The 19,904-nt window shown below is 62.6% G+C and carries 22 protein-coding genes; 7 read left to right on the top strand and 15 right to left on the bottom strand.

Going from position 1 to position 19,904, the window contains the following annotated elements:
* Nucleotides 1-123: 123 nt before the first annotated feature.
* Complete coding sequence (locus ACIPZH_RS24035) at nt 124-1,464, bottom strand: hemolysin family protein (RefSeq protein ID WP_241806728.1); 1,341 nt, start codon at nt 1,462-1,464, stop codon at nt 124-126.
* Between the two features lie 117 nt (nt 1,465-1,581).
* Nucleotides 1,582-2,889 carry a phosphate regulon sensor histidine kinase PhoR gene (phoR, locus tag ACIPZH_RS24030; protein ID WP_400638088.1) on the bottom strand — a complete coding sequence of 436 codons (1,308 nt, stop codon included), beginning with the start codon at nt 2,887-2,889 and terminating at the stop codon, nt 1,582-1,584.
* On the opposite strand from phoR, the gene ACIPZH_RS24025 reads away from it, so the two are divergent.
* Entirely contained in the window at nt 2,854-2,976 is a 123-nt protein-coding gene (locus ACIPZH_RS24025) for a hypothetical protein (RefSeq protein WP_400638086.1), read from the top strand. The two genes, phoR and ACIPZH_RS24025, sit on opposite strands and share 36 nt — an antisense overlap.
* A 42-nt stretch (nt 2,977-3,018) precedes the next feature.
* Here the strand turns inward: ACIPZH_RS24025 and phoB are convergent, their stop codons facing one another.
* A complete protein-coding gene (gene phoB, locus ACIPZH_RS24020) occupies nt 3,019-3,708 on the bottom strand; it encodes a phosphate regulon transcriptional regulator PhoB (RefSeq protein ID WP_012312105.1) in 690 nt (229 codons plus the stop codon).
* 175 nt (nt 3,709-3,883) lie between these two features.
* On the opposite strand from phoB, the gene ACIPZH_RS24015 reads away from it, so the two are divergent.
* Complete coding sequence (locus ACIPZH_RS24015) at nt 3,884-4,255, top strand: hypothetical protein (protein WP_241806729.1); 372 nt, start codon at nt 3,884-3,886, stop codon at nt 4,253-4,255.
* A 69-nt stretch (nt 4,256-4,324) separates the two neighbouring features.
* Here the strand turns inward: ACIPZH_RS24015 and ubiA are convergent, their stop codons facing one another.
* Together ubiA and ACIPZH_RS24005 are read right to left on the bottom strand one after the other, a co-directional pair.
* The gene (gene ubiA / locus ACIPZH_RS24010) at nt 4,325-5,215 is read right to left on the bottom strand and encodes a 4-hydroxybenzoate octaprenyltransferase (protein WP_400638084.1); all 891 of its coding nucleotides are present in this window, start codon (nt 5,213-5,215) and stop codon (nt 4,325-4,327) included.
* Nucleotides 5,215-5,772, bottom strand: coding sequence for a chorismate--pyruvate lyase family protein (locus tag ACIPZH_RS24005; RefSeq protein WP_400638083.1), 558 nt, complete (start codon nt 5,770-5,772; stop codon nt 5,215-5,217). The genes ubiA and ACIPZH_RS24005 overlap by 1 nt, the downstream gene beginning before the upstream one ends.
* Nucleotides 5,773-5,903: 131 nt before the next feature.
* On the opposite strand from ACIPZH_RS24005, the gene ACIPZH_RS24000 reads away from it, so the two are divergent.
* From ACIPZH_RS24000 to ACIPZH_RS23985, 4 genes are all read left to right on the top strand, one after another.
* Entirely contained in the window at nt 5,904-6,071 is a 168-nt protein-coding gene (locus ACIPZH_RS24000) for a rubredoxin (protein WP_012312109.1), read from the top strand.
* A 34-nt stretch (nt 6,072-6,105) separates the two neighbouring features.
* On the top strand, nt 6,106-7,254 hold the full coding sequence (locus ACIPZH_RS23995) for an NAD(P)/FAD-dependent oxidoreductase (RefSeq protein WP_400638081.1): 1,149 nt from the start codon (nt 6,106-6,108) through the stop codon (nt 7,252-7,254).
* Between the two features lie 188 nt (nt 7,255-7,442).
* Complete coding sequence (locus ACIPZH_RS23990) at nt 7,443-7,742, top strand: HU family DNA-binding protein (protein WP_400624222.1); 300 nt, start codon at nt 7,443-7,445, stop codon at nt 7,740-7,742.
* A 147-nt stretch (nt 7,743-7,889) separates the two neighbouring features.
* On the top strand, nt 7,890-8,267 hold the full coding sequence (locus tag ACIPZH_RS23985; RefSeq protein WP_400638079.1) for a helicase: 378 nt from the start codon (nt 7,890-7,892) through the stop codon (nt 8,265-8,267).
* A 34-nt stretch (nt 8,268-8,301) separates the two neighbouring features.
* Here ACIPZH_RS23985 and ACIPZH_RS23980 read toward each other — a convergent pair whose 3' ends face one another.
* The 6 genes from ACIPZH_RS23980 to exbB form a co-directional block, all read right to left on the bottom strand.
* Nucleotides 8,302-9,705 (bottom strand): HDOD domain-containing protein, encoded by a 1,404-nt coding sequence (locus tag ACIPZH_RS23980; protein WP_349975587.1) that lies wholly within the window; start codon nt 9,703-9,705, stop codon nt 8,302-8,304.
* A gap of 78 nt (nt 9,706-9,783) precedes the next feature.
* Complete coding sequence (gene recG, locus ACIPZH_RS23975) at nt 9,784-11,862, bottom strand: ATP-dependent DNA helicase RecG (RefSeq protein ID WP_400638077.1); 2,079 nt, start codon at nt 11,860-11,862, stop codon at nt 9,784-9,786.
* A 3-nt stretch (nt 11,863-11,865) separates the two neighbouring features.
* On the bottom strand, nt 11,866-12,792 hold the full coding sequence (locus ACIPZH_RS23970) for a hydrogen peroxide-inducible genes activator (protein WP_012312115.1): 927 nt from the start codon (nt 12,790-12,792) through the stop codon (nt 11,866-11,868).
* 94 nt (nt 12,793-12,886) lie between these two features.
* Nucleotides 12,887-13,621 (bottom strand): energy transducer TonB, encoded by a 735-nt coding sequence (locus tag ACIPZH_RS23965; protein ID WP_241806740.1) that lies wholly within the window; start codon nt 13,619-13,621, stop codon nt 12,887-12,889.
* A complete protein-coding gene (exbD, locus tag ACIPZH_RS23960) occupies nt 13,618-14,046 on the bottom strand; it encodes a TonB system transport protein ExbD (RefSeq protein WP_241806741.1) in 429 nt (142 codons plus the stop codon). The genes ACIPZH_RS23965 and exbD overlap by 4 nt, the downstream gene beginning before the upstream one ends.
* A 3-nt stretch (nt 14,047-14,049) precedes the next feature.
* Nucleotides 14,050-15,021 (bottom strand): tonB-system energizer ExbB, encoded by a 972-nt coding sequence (gene exbB, locus ACIPZH_RS23955; RefSeq protein WP_267820030.1) that lies wholly within the window; start codon nt 15,019-15,021, stop codon nt 14,050-14,052.
* A 189-nt stretch (nt 15,022-15,210) separates the two neighbouring features.
* On the opposite strand from exbB, the gene ACIPZH_RS23950 reads away from it, so the two are divergent.
* Nucleotides 15,211-16,068, top strand: a complete 858-nt coding sequence (locus ACIPZH_RS23950) for an SDR family oxidoreductase (RefSeq protein WP_400638075.1) — start codon at nt 15,211-15,213, stop codon at nt 16,066-16,068.
* A 63-nt stretch (nt 16,069-16,131) separates the two neighbouring features.
* Here ACIPZH_RS23950 and ACIPZH_RS23945 read toward each other — a convergent pair whose 3' ends face one another.
* Genes ACIPZH_RS23945 through rpoZ form a run of 4 tightly spaced genes read right to left on the bottom strand, consistent with a single transcriptional unit; the run spans nt 16,132 to nt 19,745 of the window.
* Complete coding sequence (locus ACIPZH_RS23945; RefSeq protein ID WP_241806744.1) at nt 16,132-16,857, bottom strand: hypothetical protein; 726 nt, start codon at nt 16,855-16,857, stop codon at nt 16,132-16,134.
* A gap of 55 nt (nt 16,858-16,912) precedes the next feature.
* Nucleotides 16,913-17,293, bottom strand: coding sequence for a RidA family protein (locus tag ACIPZH_RS23940; RefSeq protein WP_012312121.1), 381 nt, complete (start codon nt 17,291-17,293; stop codon nt 16,913-16,915).
* Between the two features lie 23 nt (nt 17,294-17,316).
* On the bottom strand, nt 17,317-19,422 hold the full coding sequence (gene spoT, locus ACIPZH_RS23935) for a bifunctional GTP diphosphokinase/guanosine-3',5'-bis pyrophosphate 3'-pyrophosphohydrolase (protein ID WP_241806745.1): 2,106 nt from the start codon (nt 19,420-19,422) through the stop codon (nt 17,317-17,319).
* Nucleotides 19,423-19,481: 59 nt separating this feature from the next.
* The gene (rpoZ, locus tag ACIPZH_RS23930; RefSeq protein WP_012312123.1) at nt 19,482-19,745 is read right to left on the bottom strand and encodes a DNA-directed RNA polymerase subunit omega; all 264 of its coding nucleotides are present in this window, start codon (nt 19,743-19,745) and stop codon (nt 19,482-19,484) included.
* Between the last annotated feature and the right edge of the window lie 159 nt (nt 19,746-19,904).

Below are 19,904 nucleotides of genomic sequence, written 5' to 3'. Positions count from 1 at the left end.
CTATGGGGGGGGTGGGGGGTGGTGCCCAGCCATGCCCTGTCCGCGCGGCCTTGGGGGGTTTTCACTATGTTACCGCCCCCAAACCCTTCATGGGGGGGGGCCCCCACCGCGCCCCCGACAGGCTCAATCGAGCTTGATCACCTTGGCCAGCACGATCTTGGGCCCTTTCATCTTCTTGATGATGATGCGCAGGCCTTCGACTTCCAGCACTTCCTCTTCCTCAGGCACACGCTTGAGCGTTTCATAGACAAGCCCGGCCAGGGTTTCCGCTTCGATGTGGTCCAGGTCGATACCCAGCAGACGCTCCACCTTGAACAGCGGCGTATCGCCACGCACCAGCAGCTTGCCTGGCTGGTAGGCCAGGATGCCGCGCTCGGTCTTGCGGTGTTCGTCCTGAATGTCGCCCACCAGCACTTCCAGCACGTCCTCCATGGTCAGGTAGCCGATCACCTTGCCATCGGCTTCCTCCACCAGCACGAAGTGCGCGCCGCCCTTGCGGAACTGCTCCAGCAACTGAGACAACGGCATGTGCCGCGATACACGCTCCAGCGGGCGCGCCAAGTCTTCGAGGTCCACGGTTTCGGGCAGGTGCTCGAGTTCGGCCAGTTCCAGCAGCAGGTCCTTGATGTGCAAAAGCCCGGTGAACTCCTCACGTTCGGCATCGTACAGTGGATAACGGCTGAACTTGTGGCGGCGCACCAGGGCCAGGATTTCCTTGAGTGGCGCATGGGCGTCGATGCTGATCATGTCTTCGCGCGAGTTGGCCCAGTCGACCACTTCCAGCTCGCCCATCTCCACGGCCGAGGCCAGCACACGCATGCCTTGGTCGCTCGGGTCCTGGCCACGGCTGGAGTGCAGGATCAGCTTGAGCTCTTCACGGCTGTAATGGTGCTCGTGGTGCGGGCCAGGCTCGCCCTGGCCGGCAAAGCGCAGAATGGTGTTGGCACTGGCGTTGAGCAGGTAGATGGCCGGGTACATCAACCAGTAGAACAGGTAAAGCGGTACCGCAGTCCACAGCGACAGCAGTTCGGGCTTGCGGATCGCCCAGGATTTGGGCGCAAGCTCACCGACCACGATGTGCAGGTACGAAATGACGAAGAAGGCGACGAAGAACGAAACACCCTTGATCAACTCGGGCGTGTCCACGCCCAGGTACGCCAGCAACGGTTCGAGCAGGTGGGCGAATGCCGGCTCACCGACCCAGCCAAGGCCCAGGGAGGCGAGGGTGATACCCAGCTGGCAGGCCGACAGGTAGGCGTCGAGCTGGTTGTGTACCTTGCGCAGGATGCTGCCACGCCAGCCGTGCTGCTCGGCAATGGATTCGACACGGGTGGAGCGCAGCTTGACCATGGCGAACTCGGCGGCTACGAAGAAGCCGTTGAGCAGCACCAGGAACAGGGCGAAGAGAATCATGCCGAAATCGGCGAATAACGAGGTGAGGCTGATACCAGGGGAAGGGTCCATGATGGATTTTTTACGGGGTCCGTCTTTGGGAAAGGTTAGAAAAAAAGTGCCAGCTTTTGCTGGCACAGGGGGCTCAATGTAGCGGCTGGGGCAGCAAAAGCAAAGTGGCCCTTGGAATCACGCGTGAGCGTCAGCCAGTTGTGCAGGGGCGAAGTGGCAGGTGAAGGTGCTGCCATGGCCCGGTACGCTGCTGATCTCAAGGCGCCCGCGATGGCGCATGAGCACATGCTTGACGATCGCCAGCCCCAGGCCCGTGCCTCCTGTGGTGGAGGCGCGGCTGGAGTCGACGCGATAAAAACGTTCGGTCAGGCGCGGCAGGTGCTTGGCGTCTATTCCGACACCCGAGTCCTGCACCGTCAGGTGAGCGCCCTCGGCGTCGGCCCACCAACGGATACGAATCTTGCCTTCGTCCTGGGTGTACTTCACCGCGTTGAACACCAGGTTGGAGAAAGCGCTGCGCAACTCCGACTCGCTGCCTTTGAGGCGCAGGCCCGGCGTAGCCTCCAGGGTAATGTGCTGGTTGCGCGGCCCGGAAAGCGCCTGGGCGTCGCTCATGATCGCACCGAGCAGTGCGTCGACTGCCACCGGCTGGTTGTCCGATGGGTAATCGGTGGCTTCCAGCTTGGCCAGCAGCAGCAGGTCGTTGAGCAGGGCCTGCATGCGCGAACCTTGCTGGCTCATCTGCTGCAGCGCCCGGTTCCAGCGCGGGTTCACGTCTTCGACGTTATCCAGCAGGGTTTCCAGGTACCCTGCAATCACCGTCAGGGGTGTACGCAACTCGTGCGATACGTTGGCCACGAAGTCTTTGCGCATCTGTTCGAGTTGATGGATGCGGGTCACGTCGCGCACCAGCATCAGGTGCTCATTGTTGCCGTAGCGTGTGAGGTGCAGTTGCACGCGCATGCGGTCATTGATGGGGGAGGGAATTTCCAGCGGTTCGGCGAAGTTATGCGACTCGAAGTATTCCTTGAAGCGTGGGTGGCGTACGAGGTTGGTGACCGGTTGGCCGCCATCTTGCGGGGTCTTGAAGCCCAGCAGGGTTTCTGCGGCGCGGTTCCACCATTCCAGGTTGCCGTCGCTGTCGAGCATGATCACCGCGTCGCGCAGGGCGGCCGTTGACTCCTGCACCCGGTCGATCACTGCCTGCAAGCGGCCGCGTACGCGCTGGTCGCGGCGTTGCAGGTGATAGATGCTGTCGAACACTTCGCCCCACAGGCCGTAGCCGTCGGGGGGCGCTTCGTCGGGCTGATGGTTGCGCAGCCAGTCGTGCAGGCGCAGCAACTGTTTGAGGGTCCAGCCCAGGTAAAGGCCCAGGCCGATGGCCAGGCTCCAGCCGTAATAACCGCTGACCAGGCCGCCTAGCAGGCAGACAGTGATCAGCAGCAGCAGGTGGCGAATGAGGGTTGCGTGCCAGTTCTGGTTCAATTGACAGATCCTTCGGATCCAGCTGCAAGCTGCAAGCTACAAGCTGCAAGAAGAAGCGGATCGGTGATGCTGATAGTCCTTTTCTAGCCTGGAAGCTGCTCGCTTTTGCTTGCAGCTTGCAGCTTGCAGCTAGCTCTTGGTCGAGAAGCGGTAGCCAGTGCCCCGGACGGTTTGTACCAGATTTTCGTAGGCTTCACCCAGTGCCTTGCGCAGGCGGCGGATGTGCACATCCACGGTGCGTTCCTCGACATAGACGTTGCCGCCCCAGACCTGATCGAGCAACTGGCCGCGGGTATAGGCGCGTTCCTGGTGGGTCATGAAGAACTGCAGCAGGCGGTATTCGGTGGGGCCCATTTCGGCCGGCTTGCCGTCGATGGTCACGCGGTGGCTGATCGGATCCAGCAGCAGGCCGCCGACTTCGATAGGGGCCTCGCTGTCGCTCGGGCCGGCACGACGCAGCACGGCTTTCAGGCGTGCTACCAGCTCGCGAGGCGAAAAAGGTTTGGTGATGTAGTCGTCGGCGCCGACTTCCAGGCCCTGGATCTTGTTGTCCTCTTCGCCTTTGGCGGTGAGCATGATGATCGGAATATCGCCGGTGAGTTCATCGCGCTTGAGGCGGCGCGCCAACTCGATGCCGGAAGTGCCCGGGAGCATCCAGTCGAGCAGGATCAGGTCCGGTTTACGGTCGACGATGATTGCGTGGGCCTGTTGCGAGTTCTCGGCTTCCAGGCAGTCATAGCCGGCCATTTCCAATGCAACGGCGATCATCTCGCGAATGGGCGCTTCGTCGTCGACGATCAGAATGTTTCTGCCAACCATGCTTTGAACCTCTCCTGGAATTTCGGGGCTGGCCCGCATTAGATAACGGAATTATTGCAGCTGTGTGACAGGGCGTTGGCCATTCTGGCGACTTCGCATGACTGGACTAGGCTTGGAGAGGCCGCTGCGGCGGCTGTGCGAACTCATTCCACCCCCCGAATACAAGGTGATTCCAATGACACGACACACGCTGAGCTGGATGGCCCTCTGCGCTGCGCTGGCACTGCCCGGAGTAGCGTCGGCCCACCATGCCATGGAAAAGGACGGCATGTGGGTCGATCACGCGGGCATGACGCTGTACACCTTCGACAAGGATGCTGGCGGCAAGTCGATGTGCAATGGCGAGTGCGCTAGCAACTGGCCGCCGCTGCTGGTCAAGGCCGACGACGAGCCTGCCAAGGGCAAGTGGTCGGTGGTGATGCGCGACGATGGCAAGAAGCAGTGGGCGTATGACGGCAAGCCCCTGTATACCTTCGTCAAGGACAAGAAGGCTGGAGACATGACCGGTGATGGTTTGAAAGACGTCTGGCACGTCGCCAAGCCTTGAGACCGCCAGGGCCGCTTTGCGGCCCAATCGTCGGCAAGCCGGCTCGCACAGGGTGGCTTGCCTTTGTGGTCAGCGCAGGGCGTAATCGAGCACCACACCCATGAACACCAGCAGCCCCGCCCAGTGGTTGTGCAGAAACGCCTTGAAGCACGACTCCCTGTCCAGCTTGCGCGTCGACCAGTATTCCCAGGCAAAGCACAGTGCGGCCCCCAGCAGCCCGAGGTGGAACCAGCCACCTAGCTCGAAGCGGCTCCCCGCCAGTAACAGGCAGCCCAGCGACAGCATCTGCAGGGTCAGAATGATCACCCGGTCGGATTCGCCGAACAGGATCGCAGTCGATTTCACCCCGATTTTCAGGTCATCGTCCCGGTCGACCATGGCGTAGTAGGTATCGTAGCCCACCGTCCACAGCAGGTTGGCGATGTACAGCAGCCAGGCGCTGGCCGGCAACTCGCCGCCGGCGGCGGTGAAGGCCATGGGGATGCCCCAGGAATACGCGGCCCCCAGCACCACTTGCGGATAATAGGTGTAGCGCTTCATGAACGGGTAACAGGACGCCAACGCCACTGCACCGAATGACAGCCACACGGTCCTGCTGTTGGTGCAAAGCACCAGCAGGAAGCTCACTGCCACCAGGATCGCAAACAGCGCCAGGGCCTCGCGTGGCGTGACCCGGCCACTGGCCAATGGCCTGTCGGCGGTACGTTTGACGTGGCCATCGACCTTGCGGTCAGCGAAGTCATTGATGCAGCAGCCAGCGGCACGCATCAGTACGACGCCCAGGCCGAAGATAATCACGTTGGCCAAGGTTGGCGAACCCAGCCCTGCGATCCACACCGCCGTCAGGGTAGGCCACAGCAGCAGGTAGATGCCGATCGGCCGGTCCATGCGGCTGAGCTGGATGAAGTCCCACGCGCGCGGGTGCACGCGGTTGAGCGACTTGAGCAGTTGCAGGTACATCAGCGGTTTTCCTCCTTGGCTGCTTGCCACAGTGCCGGCAGGAATACTTCGGCCACCAGCAGGTCGAGGCCGTCGCGTTCAAAGCGCGAACGTCGCCCCCACAGGCCGTCATGGGCAGCCTCGGCGGGCAGCCAGGCCTGTGGATAACTACCCACTTCGATAGGATGGCGGATGAACGCCTGGTCGCAGAACAGCAATTCCCCCAGCGACCGGCTGCCGAGGGTTTCCAGGTCCAGGCCGCCGCGCTCTAGCGCCTGGCGGCTGGCCACGCTGCGGGCGAACACCCAAGGCAGGCCATGGCCGCGCAGGTACACCTCGCGTACCCAGCCTTCGGCGCCTGGGGCGATGCCCAGTGCCAGGCACTCGTCATCGCGCAGTGGCTGCCAGCCTTCGAACAGGGGGGTAACGCTGAATTGGCCGCTGGACAGGCGGGTCAGGCGGCGAGTCAGAGAACCTTCATCGAACAGCCAGTCGTGGGTGTGCTGGTCGATATTGGTCGCCAGCTGTGAATACGCCAGCCACGCGACAGCGGCTGCTTGCGGGGATTCGTACGACACGTCGGTATGCTTGATTACAGCCAGAGAGGCGGCGAGCTTAGCATGATTGCCCCAACTGCTTGCATAATGCCCGCGTAAGGGCCCTGAGCCCGAATGACAAAGCCTGAGCCTGCAGCGAGGAACGACAAATCATGAAGAAGTGGCAGTGTATTGTCTGTGGCCTGATCTACGACGAGGCCCAAGGGTGGCCGGATGACGGCATCGCGCCGGGTACGCGCTGGGAGGATGTGCCACAAGATTGGCTGTGCCCCGATTGCGGCGTTGGCAAAAGCGACTTTGAAATGATCGCCATCGGCTGATCGCAATGCTGTTCAACCAAGAGGAAAGCACGACATGACGTCCCCCGTGGTCATCATCGGAACCGGCCTGGCCGGTTACAACCTGGCCCGTGAGTTTCGCAAGCTCGATGGCGAGACGCCGCTGCTGCTGATTACGGCCGACGACGGTCGCTCCTATTCCAAGCCCATGCTTTCCACCGGCTTCGCCAAGCAAAAGGACGCCGATGGCCTGTGCATGGCCGAGCCGGGGGCCATGGCCGAGCAACTCAAGGCGGTGATCCGCACCCACACGCGCATCAGCGGTATCGACCCTGGCCACAAGCGCCTGTGGATTGGCGAAGAAGCGGTGGAGTACCGCGACCTGGTGCTGGCTTGGGGCGCGCAGACGGTGCAGGTGCCGGTCGAGGGTGACGGGGCTGATCATGTGTTCCCGATCAATGATCTGGAAGACTACGCACGTTTTCGTGCTGCTGCGGCTGGCAAGCAGCGTGTCTTGATCCTCGGCGCCGGCCTGATCGGCTGTGAGTTCGCCAATGACATGCGCCTGGGTGGTTTTGAGGTCGATGTGGTGGCGCCCTGCGAGCAGGTCATGCCGACCCTGTTGCATCCTGCCGCTGCCGCTGCTGTTCAAGGTGGCTTGCAAGAGCTGGGCGTGCGCTTTCACCTGGGCCCCGTACTCACTCGCCTGCAGCAGGTGAGCGAAGGCCGTGAGGCGCATCTGTCCGATGGCAGCGTGATCGCCTGCGACCTGGTGGTGTCGGCCATCGGCCTGCGCCCGCGCACCGACCTGGCTGCCGCAGCCGGCCTGCAGACCAACCGCGGCGTAGTCGTGGACCGCCAGCTGCGCACCTCCCACGGCAACATTTTCGCGCTGGGCGACTGTGCTGAAGTCGAAGGTATCAATCTGCTCTATGTGATGCCCTTGATGGCCTGTGCGCGAGCCCTGGCCCAGACGTTGACAGGCAACCCGGCGCAGGTCAGTTACGGGCCGATGCCCATCACGGTGAAAACACCGGCCTGCCCATTGGTGGTTTCGCCGCCGCCGCCTGGTTGTGAGGGAAGCTGGCAGGTGCAAGGGCAGGGCAGTGACCTGAAAGTGCTCTGTCACGCCGCTGACGGCCAGTTGCTCGGCTATGCCCTGACGGGCAGCGCTGTGACGGAAAAACTGGCGTTGAACCGGCAGCTGCCCGCGCTGATGGCATAAACAGCGGGCGTTCTGTCGGATTTATCCTGTAGTTGACCGCACAATGGCCGCCCAGATACTGGCGCGGCCCCGGTCGGCGTGCCATTCTCACTTCCGTCTGCCGCAGATTAGAGCCTGCGGTGCCTTGAACGCTGCTTCACGGGCAGCACGGCAATAACAACAAGAATTCCCGTCAAAGAGGCTTCATTATGCGTAAACCAGAACTCGCCGCCGTCATCGCCGAAAAGGCCGATCTGACCAAGGAAAAGGCCAACCAGGTGCTCAACGCCATTCTCGACAGCATCACCGGTGCGCTGGACAAAGACACCGTGACGCTCGTGGGTTTCGGTACGTTTGAAAAACGCCATCGCGGCGCCCGTACCGGCAAGAACCCTCAGACGGGTGAGCCGGTGAAAATCAAGGCCAGCAATACAGTGGCCTTCAAGCCTGGCAAAAACCTGCGTGACAGCGTCAATGTGCCCGCCAAGCCAGGCAAGAAAGCCAAATGATCGACGTTTGACGTGCAGCCTCTGTTCAAACGGGCGCCTCAGTGCGCCCGTTGCGCTTTCTGAACGCATGACGCTGCGAATTTGCGTAAATTGTCCAGGAAACGGATAAACTGCGAGCTTCGGTCACATTATATTCGAGGCGCGTTGATGAAGTTCCGCTTTCTTCTCTGGGCCATGGGGCTGTTGATGGCCAGGGCCAGTCGTAACAACCCGGCATTTCAGCAGCAACTCGTGGGCAAGGACCTGGTGTTCCAGATGCAGACGCTCGATGGCAAGGTTGTCCGGCACTTCATCGTCAGTGGCGAACGCATCAGCAGCAAAGGTGGCGCTCATGCACAGCCAGCCTTTGCCATTGCGTTCAAGGACGCCGCCTACGGCTTCGCCACGATGCAGGCGAGCAACAAGCAGCTGGCGTTCATGCAGGGCATCCAGGACAAAAGCATCCAGATCAAGGGCAATCCGGCGCTGGTGATGTGGTTCCAGGGTTTGATGAAATACCTGAAACCGAAGAAGAAAAAAGGCTGAATGGCTGGGGCTGCCGAACAGCCCCCAAACGTATTCAGTGCGGTGCGTTGAACTGCGACGCCAGTTCGCGCAGCAAGCTCTCGGCCTCGAGCACCTTGTTCACCACGTCCTCAGCCTTCTCCCGGCTGACGCCCAGGCGCTCCAGCAACTCGTCAGGGATCGCCTCCTGCGGCCCCGAGCCGATGCCGCGGCAGCGTAGCAGGCGGGTCGCCAGGCACACCAGGTTGGGGTACGCCGAGTATTCGCCGTCATAGGCAGGATCGTGCTGGAATCGCAGCGCGGTCGACAGCTCTTCGGGCATGTCCCACAGCTTCATCAGCCAGGCGCCGATCTGCTCCCGGCTGATACCCAGCAGGTGCTGCTCCACATAGGTGTGGCAGAGGTGCGGGTTGACCTCCAGATGACGGCAGATCAGCGAGAAGTGCGGTGGGAACACATGGGCCAGCAGTAAGTAGCCGAAGTTGTGCAGCAGCCCGGCCAGGTAAGTCAGGCCGGCCTCAGGACGTTCGGCCCGGGGCATGGCGCGGGTCAGGCCTTCGATGATCGCCGCGGTGTAGATCGACTGCTGCCAGTACGGCGTCGCCTGTTGCGGGTGGTCCTTGGGCAGGCTCAAAGTCTTGCCCAATGCCAGGCCCAGGGCCAGGTTGATCACCAGATCGAAGCCCAGGACGCGGACGATGGCATCTTCCACCGAGCGAATCTTGCCTGGAGAGGCGTAATAGGGCGAGGCTGCCCAGCTGACGACTTGGGCGGCCAGGGCCGGGTCGGTTTCGACCACGCCGGTGATGTCATCGATGCTGGCGTTGGGGTCGACCCGCAGCTTGATGATTTTCTGCGCCGTATCGGCCAGTGGCGGAATCTCGATGGTTTCTTCCAGGCGCTTCTGGATGCGGCGGGCGGTGAAGGCCTGCACTGCCAGGGTAATCTCCCTGGAGTCATCATCCGGGCGGTCGAGATTGGGGCGGATTTCCCTGACGGGCTGGCCGAAAGTGCCAGCGCTGGCCTTGTGCATCATGCGCTTGAAGTCATCACGCTGGATTTCCAGCAGCAGCCCGGCTTCGCCAGACTGGATCAGCAGGCGTTCGGCATCGAGCAACTTGCCTTCATAGAGGCAGGGCGAACTGGTCAAGGCCGGAATCGCCGGCAAGGCCTTCAGATGATGCTTGTCGAGCATCTGCTTCAGGCGCTGTAACGGCACGGCCTTGAGCTTGCGCCCCGTCAGCTCTTCCAGACGATTGAGGTCCAGCAGCTTGCTATGCGGGAACAGCACCATCAATGCGCCGATCTCGTCATCGAGCAGGATCGCCTGTACCCGTGAAGCAGCCGGCAGTTGCGTATGCTCAGGCACCTCGCGATAGGCAATGCCCAGTTTTTCGAGCAACAGCCGGATGACAGAGGGTGCGTGTGGGGTTGCGGTGTCCAGGGCAGCTTCAGTCATGGTCCGTATCCACTGATTCTTTTAAACGCGAAGTATAACCAGTCTGGTCGCAAAGCTGGATCCATTCTGGTACTGGCGTCACACTTGGCCATATTGCTGGCCGTGGCGCAGCCAGCGGTCGAGCAGGGGGCTCACGTGCTCGGGCCAGCGTGCGATGAGGGCCTGTGCGGCATCGCGCACGGCGGGTAACAGGTCGGCATCACGCATCAGGTCGGCGACCTTGAATTGTAACAAGCCGGTCTGACGCGTCCCGAGCATCTCGCCCGGGCCGCGCAGTTCCAGGTCCTTCTCGGCAATCACGAAGCCATCGTTGGTTTCGCGCATGATCCCCAGGCGTTCGCGGCCAATCTGCGACAGCGGCGGGTGATACAGCAGCACGCAGTGGCTCACCGCGCTGCCGCGGCCAACCCGGCCGCGCAGCTGGTGCAATTGAGCAAGGCCCAGGCGTTCAGGGTTCTCGATGATCATCAGGCTGGCGTTGGGCACGTCCACACCCACCTCGATCACCGTGGTCGCGACCAGCAGTTGCAGGTCGCCTTGCTTGAATTCGGCCATCACCGCGGCTTTTTCCGCAGGCTTCATGCGCCCGTGGATCAAGCCTACGCGCAGTTCGCCCAAGGCGCTGCCCAGTTCCTCGAAGGTGCTCTCGGCAGCCTGGCAGGTCAGTTCTTCGGATTCTTCGATCAGCGTGCAGACCCAATAGGCCTGGCGCCCTTCGGCACAAGCGGCGCGTACCCGCTCCACCACTTCGAAACGCCGGCTATCGGCGACCAGCACGGTGTTCACCGGTGTGCGCCCTGGCGGCAGTTCGTCGAGCACCGAGGTATCGAGGTCGGCGTAGGCGCTCATCGCCAGCGTGCGCGGGATCGGGGTGGCAGTCATGATCAGCTGGTGCGGGCACAGTTCGCCTGCAACACCCTTCTTGCGCAGGGCCAGACGTTGTTGCACCCCAAAACGGTGTTGTTCGTCGATGATCGCCAGGGCCAGGTGCTTGAATTGCACTTCTTCCTGGAACAACGCGTGGGTTCCCACCACCATCGGTGCACCGTTGGCGATCTGTTCCAGGGCGCTGGCGCGGGCCTTGCCCTTGAGCTTGCCCGCCAGCCAGGCGACTTCCAGGCCCAGCGGCTCCAGCCAGCGCTTGAAGGTGATGTAGTGCTGCTCGGCGAGAATCTCGGTGGGCGCCATCAGCGCCACCTGGTAGCCCGCCTCCAGTGCTTGCAGCGCCGCCAGTGCGGCAACCACGGTCTTGCCGGCGCCGACATCGCCCTGTACCAGGCGCATCATCGGCTCGGCCTGGCTCAGGTCATAGGCGATTTCATCGGCTACCCGCTGCTGTGCGCCGGTCGGCGTGAAGCCCAGGTTGGCCAGGTATTGCACCTGCAGGCGCTTGGCCTTGGGCAGAACGGGGGCGCGCAAGCTGCGCAGGCTTTCCCGCAGCCGTTGTTGCGATAGCTGGTGGGTAAGCAGCTCTTCGAAGGCAAGGCGGTGCTGGGCCCAGTGCTGGCCTTCGGCGAGTTCATCAAGGTCGGCATCAGCCGGCGGGTTGTGCAGGTAGCGGATGGCATCATCCAGCGGTGCCAGGTGGTAGTCCCGGGCCAGCTCGTCCGGTAGCCAGTCCGGTAGGCTGCGCGGGCCGAGCATACCCAGGCTCTGCTGGCAGAGCAGGCGCAGGCGCTGCTGGGTGAGGCCTTCGGTGGACGGGTAGATCGGCGTCAGGGTCTGCTCGACCGGCGGTGGCGGCTCGTCGCCATTGAGTGCGCGGTACTCCGGGTGGTAGATCTCCAGGCCCGAGGCGCCGGGGCGGGCCTCGCCATAGCAGCGCAGGTGCGTACCGCGCTTGAGGCCTTCCTTCTGCGCATTGCTGAAGTGATAGAAGCGCAGGCTGAGCACGCCGCTGCCATCACCCAGGCGCACGACCAGGCTGCGGCGCTTGCCCATGGTCACATCGGCGCCACTGACCACGCCTTCGATCACTGCGTCCTGGCCGGGGCGCAAGGCGCCGATAGGCACCACACGGGTGCGGTCCTGATAGCGCAGCGGCAGGTGGAACAACACGTCTTGCAGGTTTTCCAGGCCGACCTTGGCGAGCTTCTGCGCCATGGCTTCGCCTACGCCCTTGAGCGCGGTGACCGAGACCTTCGACAACTCAGTCATGACTCAGGCCGGTTGTTCCACAGCGGGCTTGGCTACCGAGCAGAGGCGAATCGAGTCGGCAAGGATCTCGATGGCCTTGGGCCGCGGGAAGCTTGCGCGCCAGGCGATGGCTACGGTGCGGAAGGGTGCCGGCGCGGTAAGCGGGCGCACTTCGATGACCCCCGGTGCGTAGTGGTGGCTGTGCACCGCCGAAAGCGGCAGGATCGACACGCCCAGGCCCGAAGCGACCATGTGGCGGATGGTTTCCAGCGAGCTGGACTCCACCGTGGTGTGCTTGGCGCCTTCACCGCCTTTGTTCAGCGTCGGGCAGGCTTCCAGAACCTGGTCGCGGAAGCAGTGGCCCTCGCCGAGCAGCAGCAGGCTCTTGTCGTTGAGCATGGCGGTGTCGATGGTCTTTTTCGCGGTCCAGGGATGGTCGGCGGGCATCAGGGCGCAGAATGGCTCATCGTACAGTGGCAGGGTCAGCACGTCGGCTTCGTTGAACGGCAGGGCGATGATCACCGCGTCGAGTTCACCGTTGCGCAGTTTTTCGCGCAGCACGTGGGTGAAGTTCTCTTCGATGTACAGCGGCATCTGCGGGGCCACGCGGTGCAGCTGCGGGATCAGGTGCGGGAAGAGGTAAGGGCCGACGGTATAGATCGCACCGACCTTCAGCGGGGCGGTGAGCTGGTTCTTGCCGGCTTGGGCCAGCTCGCGGATGCCCTGCGCCTGCTCCAGTACCTTCTGCGCCTGGGCGACGATGCTTTCACCGACTGGCGTCAGGCGCACCGCGCTCTTGCTGCGCTCGAAGATCAGCACGCCAAGCTCGTCCTCAAGCTTTTTAACACCGACGGACAGGGTGGGCTGGCTGACATGGCAACGCTCGGCGGCGTGGCCGAAGTGCTGCTCCTGGGCGAGAGTGACGATGTAGCGTAATTCTGTGAGGGTCATAACGTGCGTCCATGAAGTTGCGAGCCCAGCATAGCGGCTGCAATCGATAGACGCACGTTATCAGACTTGCCGATTTGTGACAGAAACAAAAGTCTCAGCGACGGTCCAGCGAGTAGACGAACGGTGCTACGACTTCAATCGTGCCATTGTTCAGCAATTCCGCTGGCGGCTTGGGCACCTTGCCGGCCCTGCGGATCATTTCCATGGTTGCCCGGTCCAGCGCTGCGCTGCCCGAACCCCCTGCCATCGAGTACGAGAGCACCTTGCCGTCAGCATCGACCACGAAGCGCAGGCGGTTGATGCCCTGAAGACCCCGGCGGCGAGCGTCTTCCGGGTAGCGCTTGTACTTCGCCAGGTGGCGCAGCAGGTCGCTCTGCCACGTCGGCAGCGCCTTGCTGTTCGCGGCAATGCTTGGTGCCGGTGCCGCCGACTTCTGCGGTGGCGTATTGGTTGGCGGCGTGTCCACGACCTGTTCTTTGGTCGGTGGCTCATCCTTCGGCGGCTCAGGCTTTTTCACAGGCTTCGGAGGTTGAGGCTTGGGTTTGGGCTTGGGCGGCTTGGCGATGGCGATCTTTGGTTTGGGCGCTTCAGCCACCTTGGGCAACGGCGGCTCTTCGACCGGTGCCGGCGGCTGTGGAGCGGCCTTCGGTGGTGGTGGCGGTGCCGGCTCGGGCAGCGGTGCCAGCTCGACCATCATGGCTGCCGGGGGCAGCTCGACGGCCTGGGGCACCGACCAGTTGAGCGTGAGCAGCACAGCGACGGCATGGACACCCAGCACAAGTACCAGGCTGCCGCTGTAACGCGCCAGATTGTGCCGCGTCTTCGTCATTTCTTGGCTGCCGTCTCGAGACCTACCAGACCGACTTTGAGGTAGCCGGCCGCGCGCATGTTGTTCATCACTTCCATCAGGTCACCGTAATCCACACCTTTGTCGGCCTGGAAGAAGATGGTGGTTTCCTTGTCGCCCTTGGTCTTGGCGTCGAGCATCGGGCCAAGCTGGTTGGGTGCAGGCACCTGATCGTCACCGACATACAGCTTCTGGTCGGCCTTGACGCTGACGAACACGGGTTTCTCCGGCCTCGGTGCCGGCTTGGCGGTCGAGGCCGGCAGGTCGACCTTGATGTCGACCGTGGCCAGCGGCGCGGCCACCATGAAGATGATCAGCAGTACCAGCATCACGTCGATGAACGGCGTGACGTTGATTTCGTGGTTTTCGGCGAGGTCGTCGCCACCTTCGTTCAGATGCAGGCCCATGGCTTACCCCACTTTCACCATGTGCGGGGCGACGCGCTCGCCACCCTGGTGGTCCAGGTCACGGCTGACCAGCAGCAGGACCTGCGCCGAAGCATCGGAAACCTGGGCTTTGTAGCCGGCGATGGAGCGGGCGAAGACGTTGTAGATGACTACGGCCGGGATCGCTGCGACCAGGCCCAGGGCGGTGGCCAGCAGGGCTTCGGCGATACCGGGGGCAACCACGGCCAGGTTGGTGGTCTGGGTTTTGGCGATGCCGATGAAGCTGTTCATGATGCCCCACACGGTACCGAACAGGCCGACGAACGGCGCAGTGGAACCGATGGTGGCGAGCACGCCGGTGCCGCTGCTCATGTTGCGGCCGCTGGCATGCACCAGGCGCTCCAGGCGGAAGCTGACGCGTTCCTTGATGCCCTCTTTTTCGCGGGCGTTGGCCGACAGGCGCATTTCTTCCAGGGCATCGTGGACCAGCGTGTGGGCCAGAGTACCTTCCTTGTTGGAGACTTCGCTGGCTTCCTTGAGGCTGGCAGACTTCTTCAGCTGGGCGATTTCGCCGCGCAGACGACGCTTGGCGCCCATCAACTCGAAGCCCTTGGCGATCCAGATGGTCCAGGTGATGATCGAGGCGATGGCCAGGCCGATCATGACCGCTTTCACCACCACGTCGGCGTTCTTGTACATGCCCCACGGCGACAGGTCATGGGCCATGCCCAGCGACGTGTCCTCAACCACCGCTTCGGTGCTTGGGGCTGCCGCTGCCGGCGCATCGACCGGTGTAGCGACCTGAGCGTCGCCAGCAGGGGCCTGGCCTTCGCTGGCAGGGGTGGCTGGCGCGCTTGCAGCTGCAGGGGTGCTGACGTTGGTATTGGGCTCATCGGCCATAGCCACTGGGGCCAGGACCAGGCTGAACATCAGCGCAGCGATGGCGCGCCAGGCGCGCGACGGGGTTGGCGAAGCGGAAGGTTGAGTACGTGTCATGCTGGCCGGACCTGATGAAGAAGAAGTGTGCGTTCTCCAAGGCCTCGATACAGGCCGAGAACAGATAGGGGCGCTATTATTGCAAGTAATTCTTGTTAACAAAAGTAATATTGTAGCTTTTTTCGCCCATGGTCTAGCCGCCCATCGTGTAATCCGGCTAGCCTGATTCTTTGGTCTAGGAGTTAAGTGATGTCAGACCGTTCCGTATTGATCGTGGGTTGTGGTGACGTAGGCGGCCGGCTGGCTCGCCAATTGCTCGCCCGTGGCTGGCAGGTAAGCGGCCTGCGTCGCTCGGTCGAACACCTGCCACAGGGTGTTGTACCGATCGCGGCCGACCTGTCCGATCCGGGCATGCCCCAGGCTTGGCCGCAGCATTCCCCGGATTATCTGGTGTACTGCGTAGCCGCCAGCCAGCACGATGAAGCGGGTTACCAAAGCGCCTACGTCGAAGGCTTGCGTCACGTGCTGGGTTGGTTGGCCGAGCGTGGGCAACGTCCGCGCCGCCTGCTGTTCGTCTCCAGCAGCAGCGTGTTTGCACAAAAGGATGGGGAGTGGATCGATGAAACCGCCCCTACCGAACCGCAAGGCTATTCGGGGCGCGTGATGCTGGAGGCGGAGCGGCTGGCGCTGAGCAGCGGCCTGCCGGCAAGCATCGTGCGCCTGACCGGGATCTATGGCCCTGGGCGTGAGTGGCTCCTGAGCCAGGTGCGTCAGGGCTATCGGGTGGCCACCGAGCCGCCGCTGTATGGCAACCGTATTCATGCCGAGGATGCCGCAAGCCTGCTGGCGTTCCTGCTGCAGACCGATGCCAAGGGTGTGGCGTTGGACGATTGCTACATAGGCGTTGATGACGACCCTGCGCCACTGGCCGATGTGGTCGGCTGGTTGCGAGCGTACATGGGCGTTACCGAATGGTCCGATGAGCAGCGGGTGCGCCGCACTGGCAGCAAGCGCTGCAGCAATGCCCGGGTCCGGGCATTGGGGTGGGTACCGCAGTATCCGAGTTACAAGGAAGGGTACGCGGCGATCCTGAAAGGCCAAGGCTGAAGCCTGCTGGCCCTATCGCCGACTTGCCGGCGATCAGGCCAGTGAAGCCAGGCGGGGCTTGAGTCAGTCCTTCTCCAGCACCCACTGGCGATTACCGGCGGCCAGTTGCGGGATCTCATCGGGCTGTGCACGGTTGAGCGCCTGGAAGATCTCCAGCTTGTCGCCATCGCGCTTGAAGATGAATGGCGCGCCACGCTGGTTACGCTCCAGCCACAGGCTGTCGTTGCTGCCCCCCATGCTGGCGCAATCGCCGGCCAGGCACAGAGCGTAGCGGTCCGGGCCGGGCAGGCCGGTTACGCCGCCGTTGTCGGCGAAGTGGACGACGCTACCTTTGCCCTGGCCTTCGACGATCTTCCAGTCCCCACCCAGGTACGCCTGGTACAGTGCTTTTTCGAAGCTGCTACCCAAGCTCACATTGCCGGGTTGTTTGGCGCGGACGAAGCTGCGTTCGGCGCCGGTTGTGTCTGTGGCCTTCAGCTCGTCGCCATCGAGCGCCAGCTGTTCGGTCTGGCCGCCCGGGAAGCTGGCCTGCCACTGCTTGTCAGTGGCACTCAATTGGCCGTCAGCGGCCTCGAAACCATTGCTGTAGCTGGCCCGCTGGCTGGCCACATCGAGTTTCCACTCGAAGATGGGGCCGTGCTCATCGAGGGCCTGACGCAGGCTGCCACCTTTGACGGCGGCGTCGATGGCGTCCTGGTTGATCCAGGTGCCGTTGAAGTCTTCGGGTTTGTGGCTGGCGCAGCCGCTCAGAAGCAGGGCTGCCAGCGCGAAGGGCAGTGCTTGACGCATGGTAGGTTGACCTTGAACTGAAAGGTGACGGGCAGGGTGCCCGTCACCTGCGGCATCAATCGATGACCAGGATGGCGTCCATTTCTACCTGGGCGCCTTTTGGCAGCGCGGCAACACCAATGGCAGCACGGGCTGGGTATGGCTGCTCGAAATAGCGGCCCATGACTTCGTTGACCTTGGCGAAGTGGCTCAGGTCGGTGAGGAAGATGTTCAGCTTGACGATGTCCTTGAACGAACCGCCGGCAGCTTCAGCAACGGCCTTGAGGTTCTCGAAGACCTGTACGGTCTGGGCCTCGAAGCCCTCAACCAGTTCCATGGTGTTCGGGTCCAGCGGGATCTGGCCCGACATGTAAACGGTGTTGCCGGCTTTGATCGCTTGCGAGTAGGTACCGATGGCGGCAGGGGCCTTGTCGCTGTTGATGACGGTCTTGCTCATGATGACTCCTTGCGGTTGGCGGACTACGCACGCATGCGGGTGATGCGGACCACGCCGGTCAGCGTACGCAGCTTCTTGATCACACGAGCCAGGTGCACGCGGTCGTGCACGCTGACCACCAGTTGGACAACGCTGATGCGGCCGTCGCGTTCGTCCATGCTGATCTTCTCGATGTTGCCGTCGGCGGCATTGACGCTGCTGGCCAGCAGGGCAATCAGGCCGCGCTGGTGCTCCAGCTCGACACGCAACTCGACATTGAATTCGCCGGTGATGTCCTTGGCCCAGGAAAGCTGTACGCACTTCTCCGGGTTATGACGGATTTCACTGATGTTGCGGCAGTTCTCCAGGTGCACGACCATGCCCTTGCCTGCCGACAGGTGGCCGACGATCGGGTCGCCCGGGATGGGCGTACAGCACTTGGCGTAGCTCAATACCAGGCCTTCGGTGCCGCGGATCGCCAACGGGCCTTCCGGCGCCGGCAGCTGCTCGCCTTCGGCTGACAGCAGGCGGCGGGCCACCACATAGGCCATGCGGTTGCCCAGGCCGATGTCTTCGAGCAGGTCCTCGATCAGTTCCAGGCGGTACTCGGCGAGAATCGCGTTGATACGCTCCTGAGGGATTTGCTCGAGGCTGCTGTCGAAACCGGTCAGCACCTTGTTCAGCAGGCGCTCGCCCAGGTTGATCGACTCGGAACGTCGCTGCTGCTTGAGTGCGTGGCGGATGTGCGTACGGGCCTTGCCGGTGACCACGAAATTGAGCCAGGCCGGGTTGGGCCGCGCGCCCGGGGCGCTGACGATCTCAACCGTCGAACCGCTCTGCAGCGGCTCGGACAGTGGCGCCAGGCGCCGGTTGATGCGGCAGGCGATGCAGCTGTTGCCCACATCGGTATGCACCGCATAGGCGAAATCCACGGCGGTGGAGCCTTTGGGCAGCTCCATGATCCTGCCTTTGGGCGTGAAGACATAGACCTCGTCAGGGAACAGGTCGATCTTCACGCTCTCGATGAATTCCAGCGAGTTGCCGGCACGCTGCTGCAGCTCGAGGATGCCCTTGACCCACTGGCGGGCGCGCGCATGGTTGCCTTTGGGCTGCTCGTCGTTGGACTTGTACAGCCAGTGCGCGGCGATGCCGTTGTTGGCCATCTCTTCCATTTCGCGGGTACGGATCTGGATTTCGATGGGCACGCCGTGCATGCCGAACAGCGTGGTGTGCAACGACTGATAGCCGTTGGCCTTGGGGATCGCGATGTAGTCCTTGAAGCGCCCGGGCAGCGGCTTGTACAGGTTGTGCACGGCACCGAGCACGCGGTAGCAGGTGTCGACCTTGTCGACGATGATGCGGAAGGCGTACACGTCCATGATCTCAGTGAAGGCGCGGCGCTTGCCGCGCATCTTCTTGTAGATGCCATAGAGGTGTTTCTGCCGGCCGCTGACCTCGCCTTGAATACCGTCGGCAGCCAGGCAGTTGGCCAGCGAGTGCTCGATCTTGGCGACGATCTCTTTGCGGTTGCCGCGTGCGCTCTTGACCGCCCGATGGATCAGCGACGACCGCATGGGGTGCATGGCCTTGAAGCCAAGGTCTTCGAACTCTACGCGCACGGTGTGCATGCCCAGCCGGTTGGCGATGGGGGCGTAGATTTCCAGGGTTTCCTTGGCGATGCGTCGGCGTTTTTCGCCAGACAGCACTTCCAGGGTGCGCATGTTGTGCAGGCGGTCGGCGAGCTTGACCAGGATCACGCGGATATCGCGGGCCATGGCCATGGCCATCTTCTGGAAGTTTTCAGCCTGCGCTTCGGCCTTGGTCTCGAAGTTCATCTGGGTCAGTTTGCTGACCCCATCGACCAGCTCGGCAACCGTTTCGCCAAACTGCTGGCTGAGCGCTTCCTTGGCGATGCCGGTGTCTTCGATCACGTCGTGCAACATGGCCGCCATCAGGCTCTGATGGTCCATGTGCATGTCGGCGAGGATGCTGGCTACGGCCAGCGGATGGGTCACGTAGGGCTCGCCGCTGCGGCGGCGTTGCCCATCGTGTGCCTGTTCGGCGTAGAAATAGGCGCGCCGAACCAGGTTGACCTGTTCGGGGCCCAGGTAGGTCGACAGCCGTTCGGCTAAGGCTTCTATGCCCGGCATGATTTCACCTCTTGCCGAGGAAGAGGGCCTTGTGCCGCGCGACGTCGACCAGGCATGGATCAGACAGCCTCGTTGGACTCGTCCTCGAAGGCGGCGAAGACCGGATCCTCGGTAACGATCTCTTCAGCAGCAATGAATTCGTTGGTGACGATGCCTTCTGCGATTTCACGCAGGGCAACGACGGTTGGCTTGTCGTTTTCCCACGCTACGCGCGGCTCTTTGCCGCCGGTAGCCAGCTGACGGGCGCGCTTGGTCGAGAGCATGACCAGCTCAAAACGGTTATCCACGTGTTCCAGGCAGTCTTCAACAGTTACGCGGGCCATGGTCTTCCTCAGTAGCAAATGCGATGGGCGTGCAGCCCAATATGGGCAGGCGGACTCGATAGTTTAAAAAATCACCAGCCAATAGGGAAGCGCTGTTTTGCCGGATACCCAATCAGGCCTGCATCCTTCACCCTGCGCACGCGGCCTTGCCGAGGCGCC

This window comes from Pseudomonas sp. NPDC089758 (assembly GCF_044748705.1).
GTDB lineage: Bacteria > Pseudomonadota > Gammaproteobacteria > Pseudomonadales > Pseudomonadaceae > Aquipseudomonas > Aquipseudomonas putida_X.
Note: the sequence above shows the minus strand (reverse complement) of the source record. Positions and strands in the feature narration are given on the sequence as shown.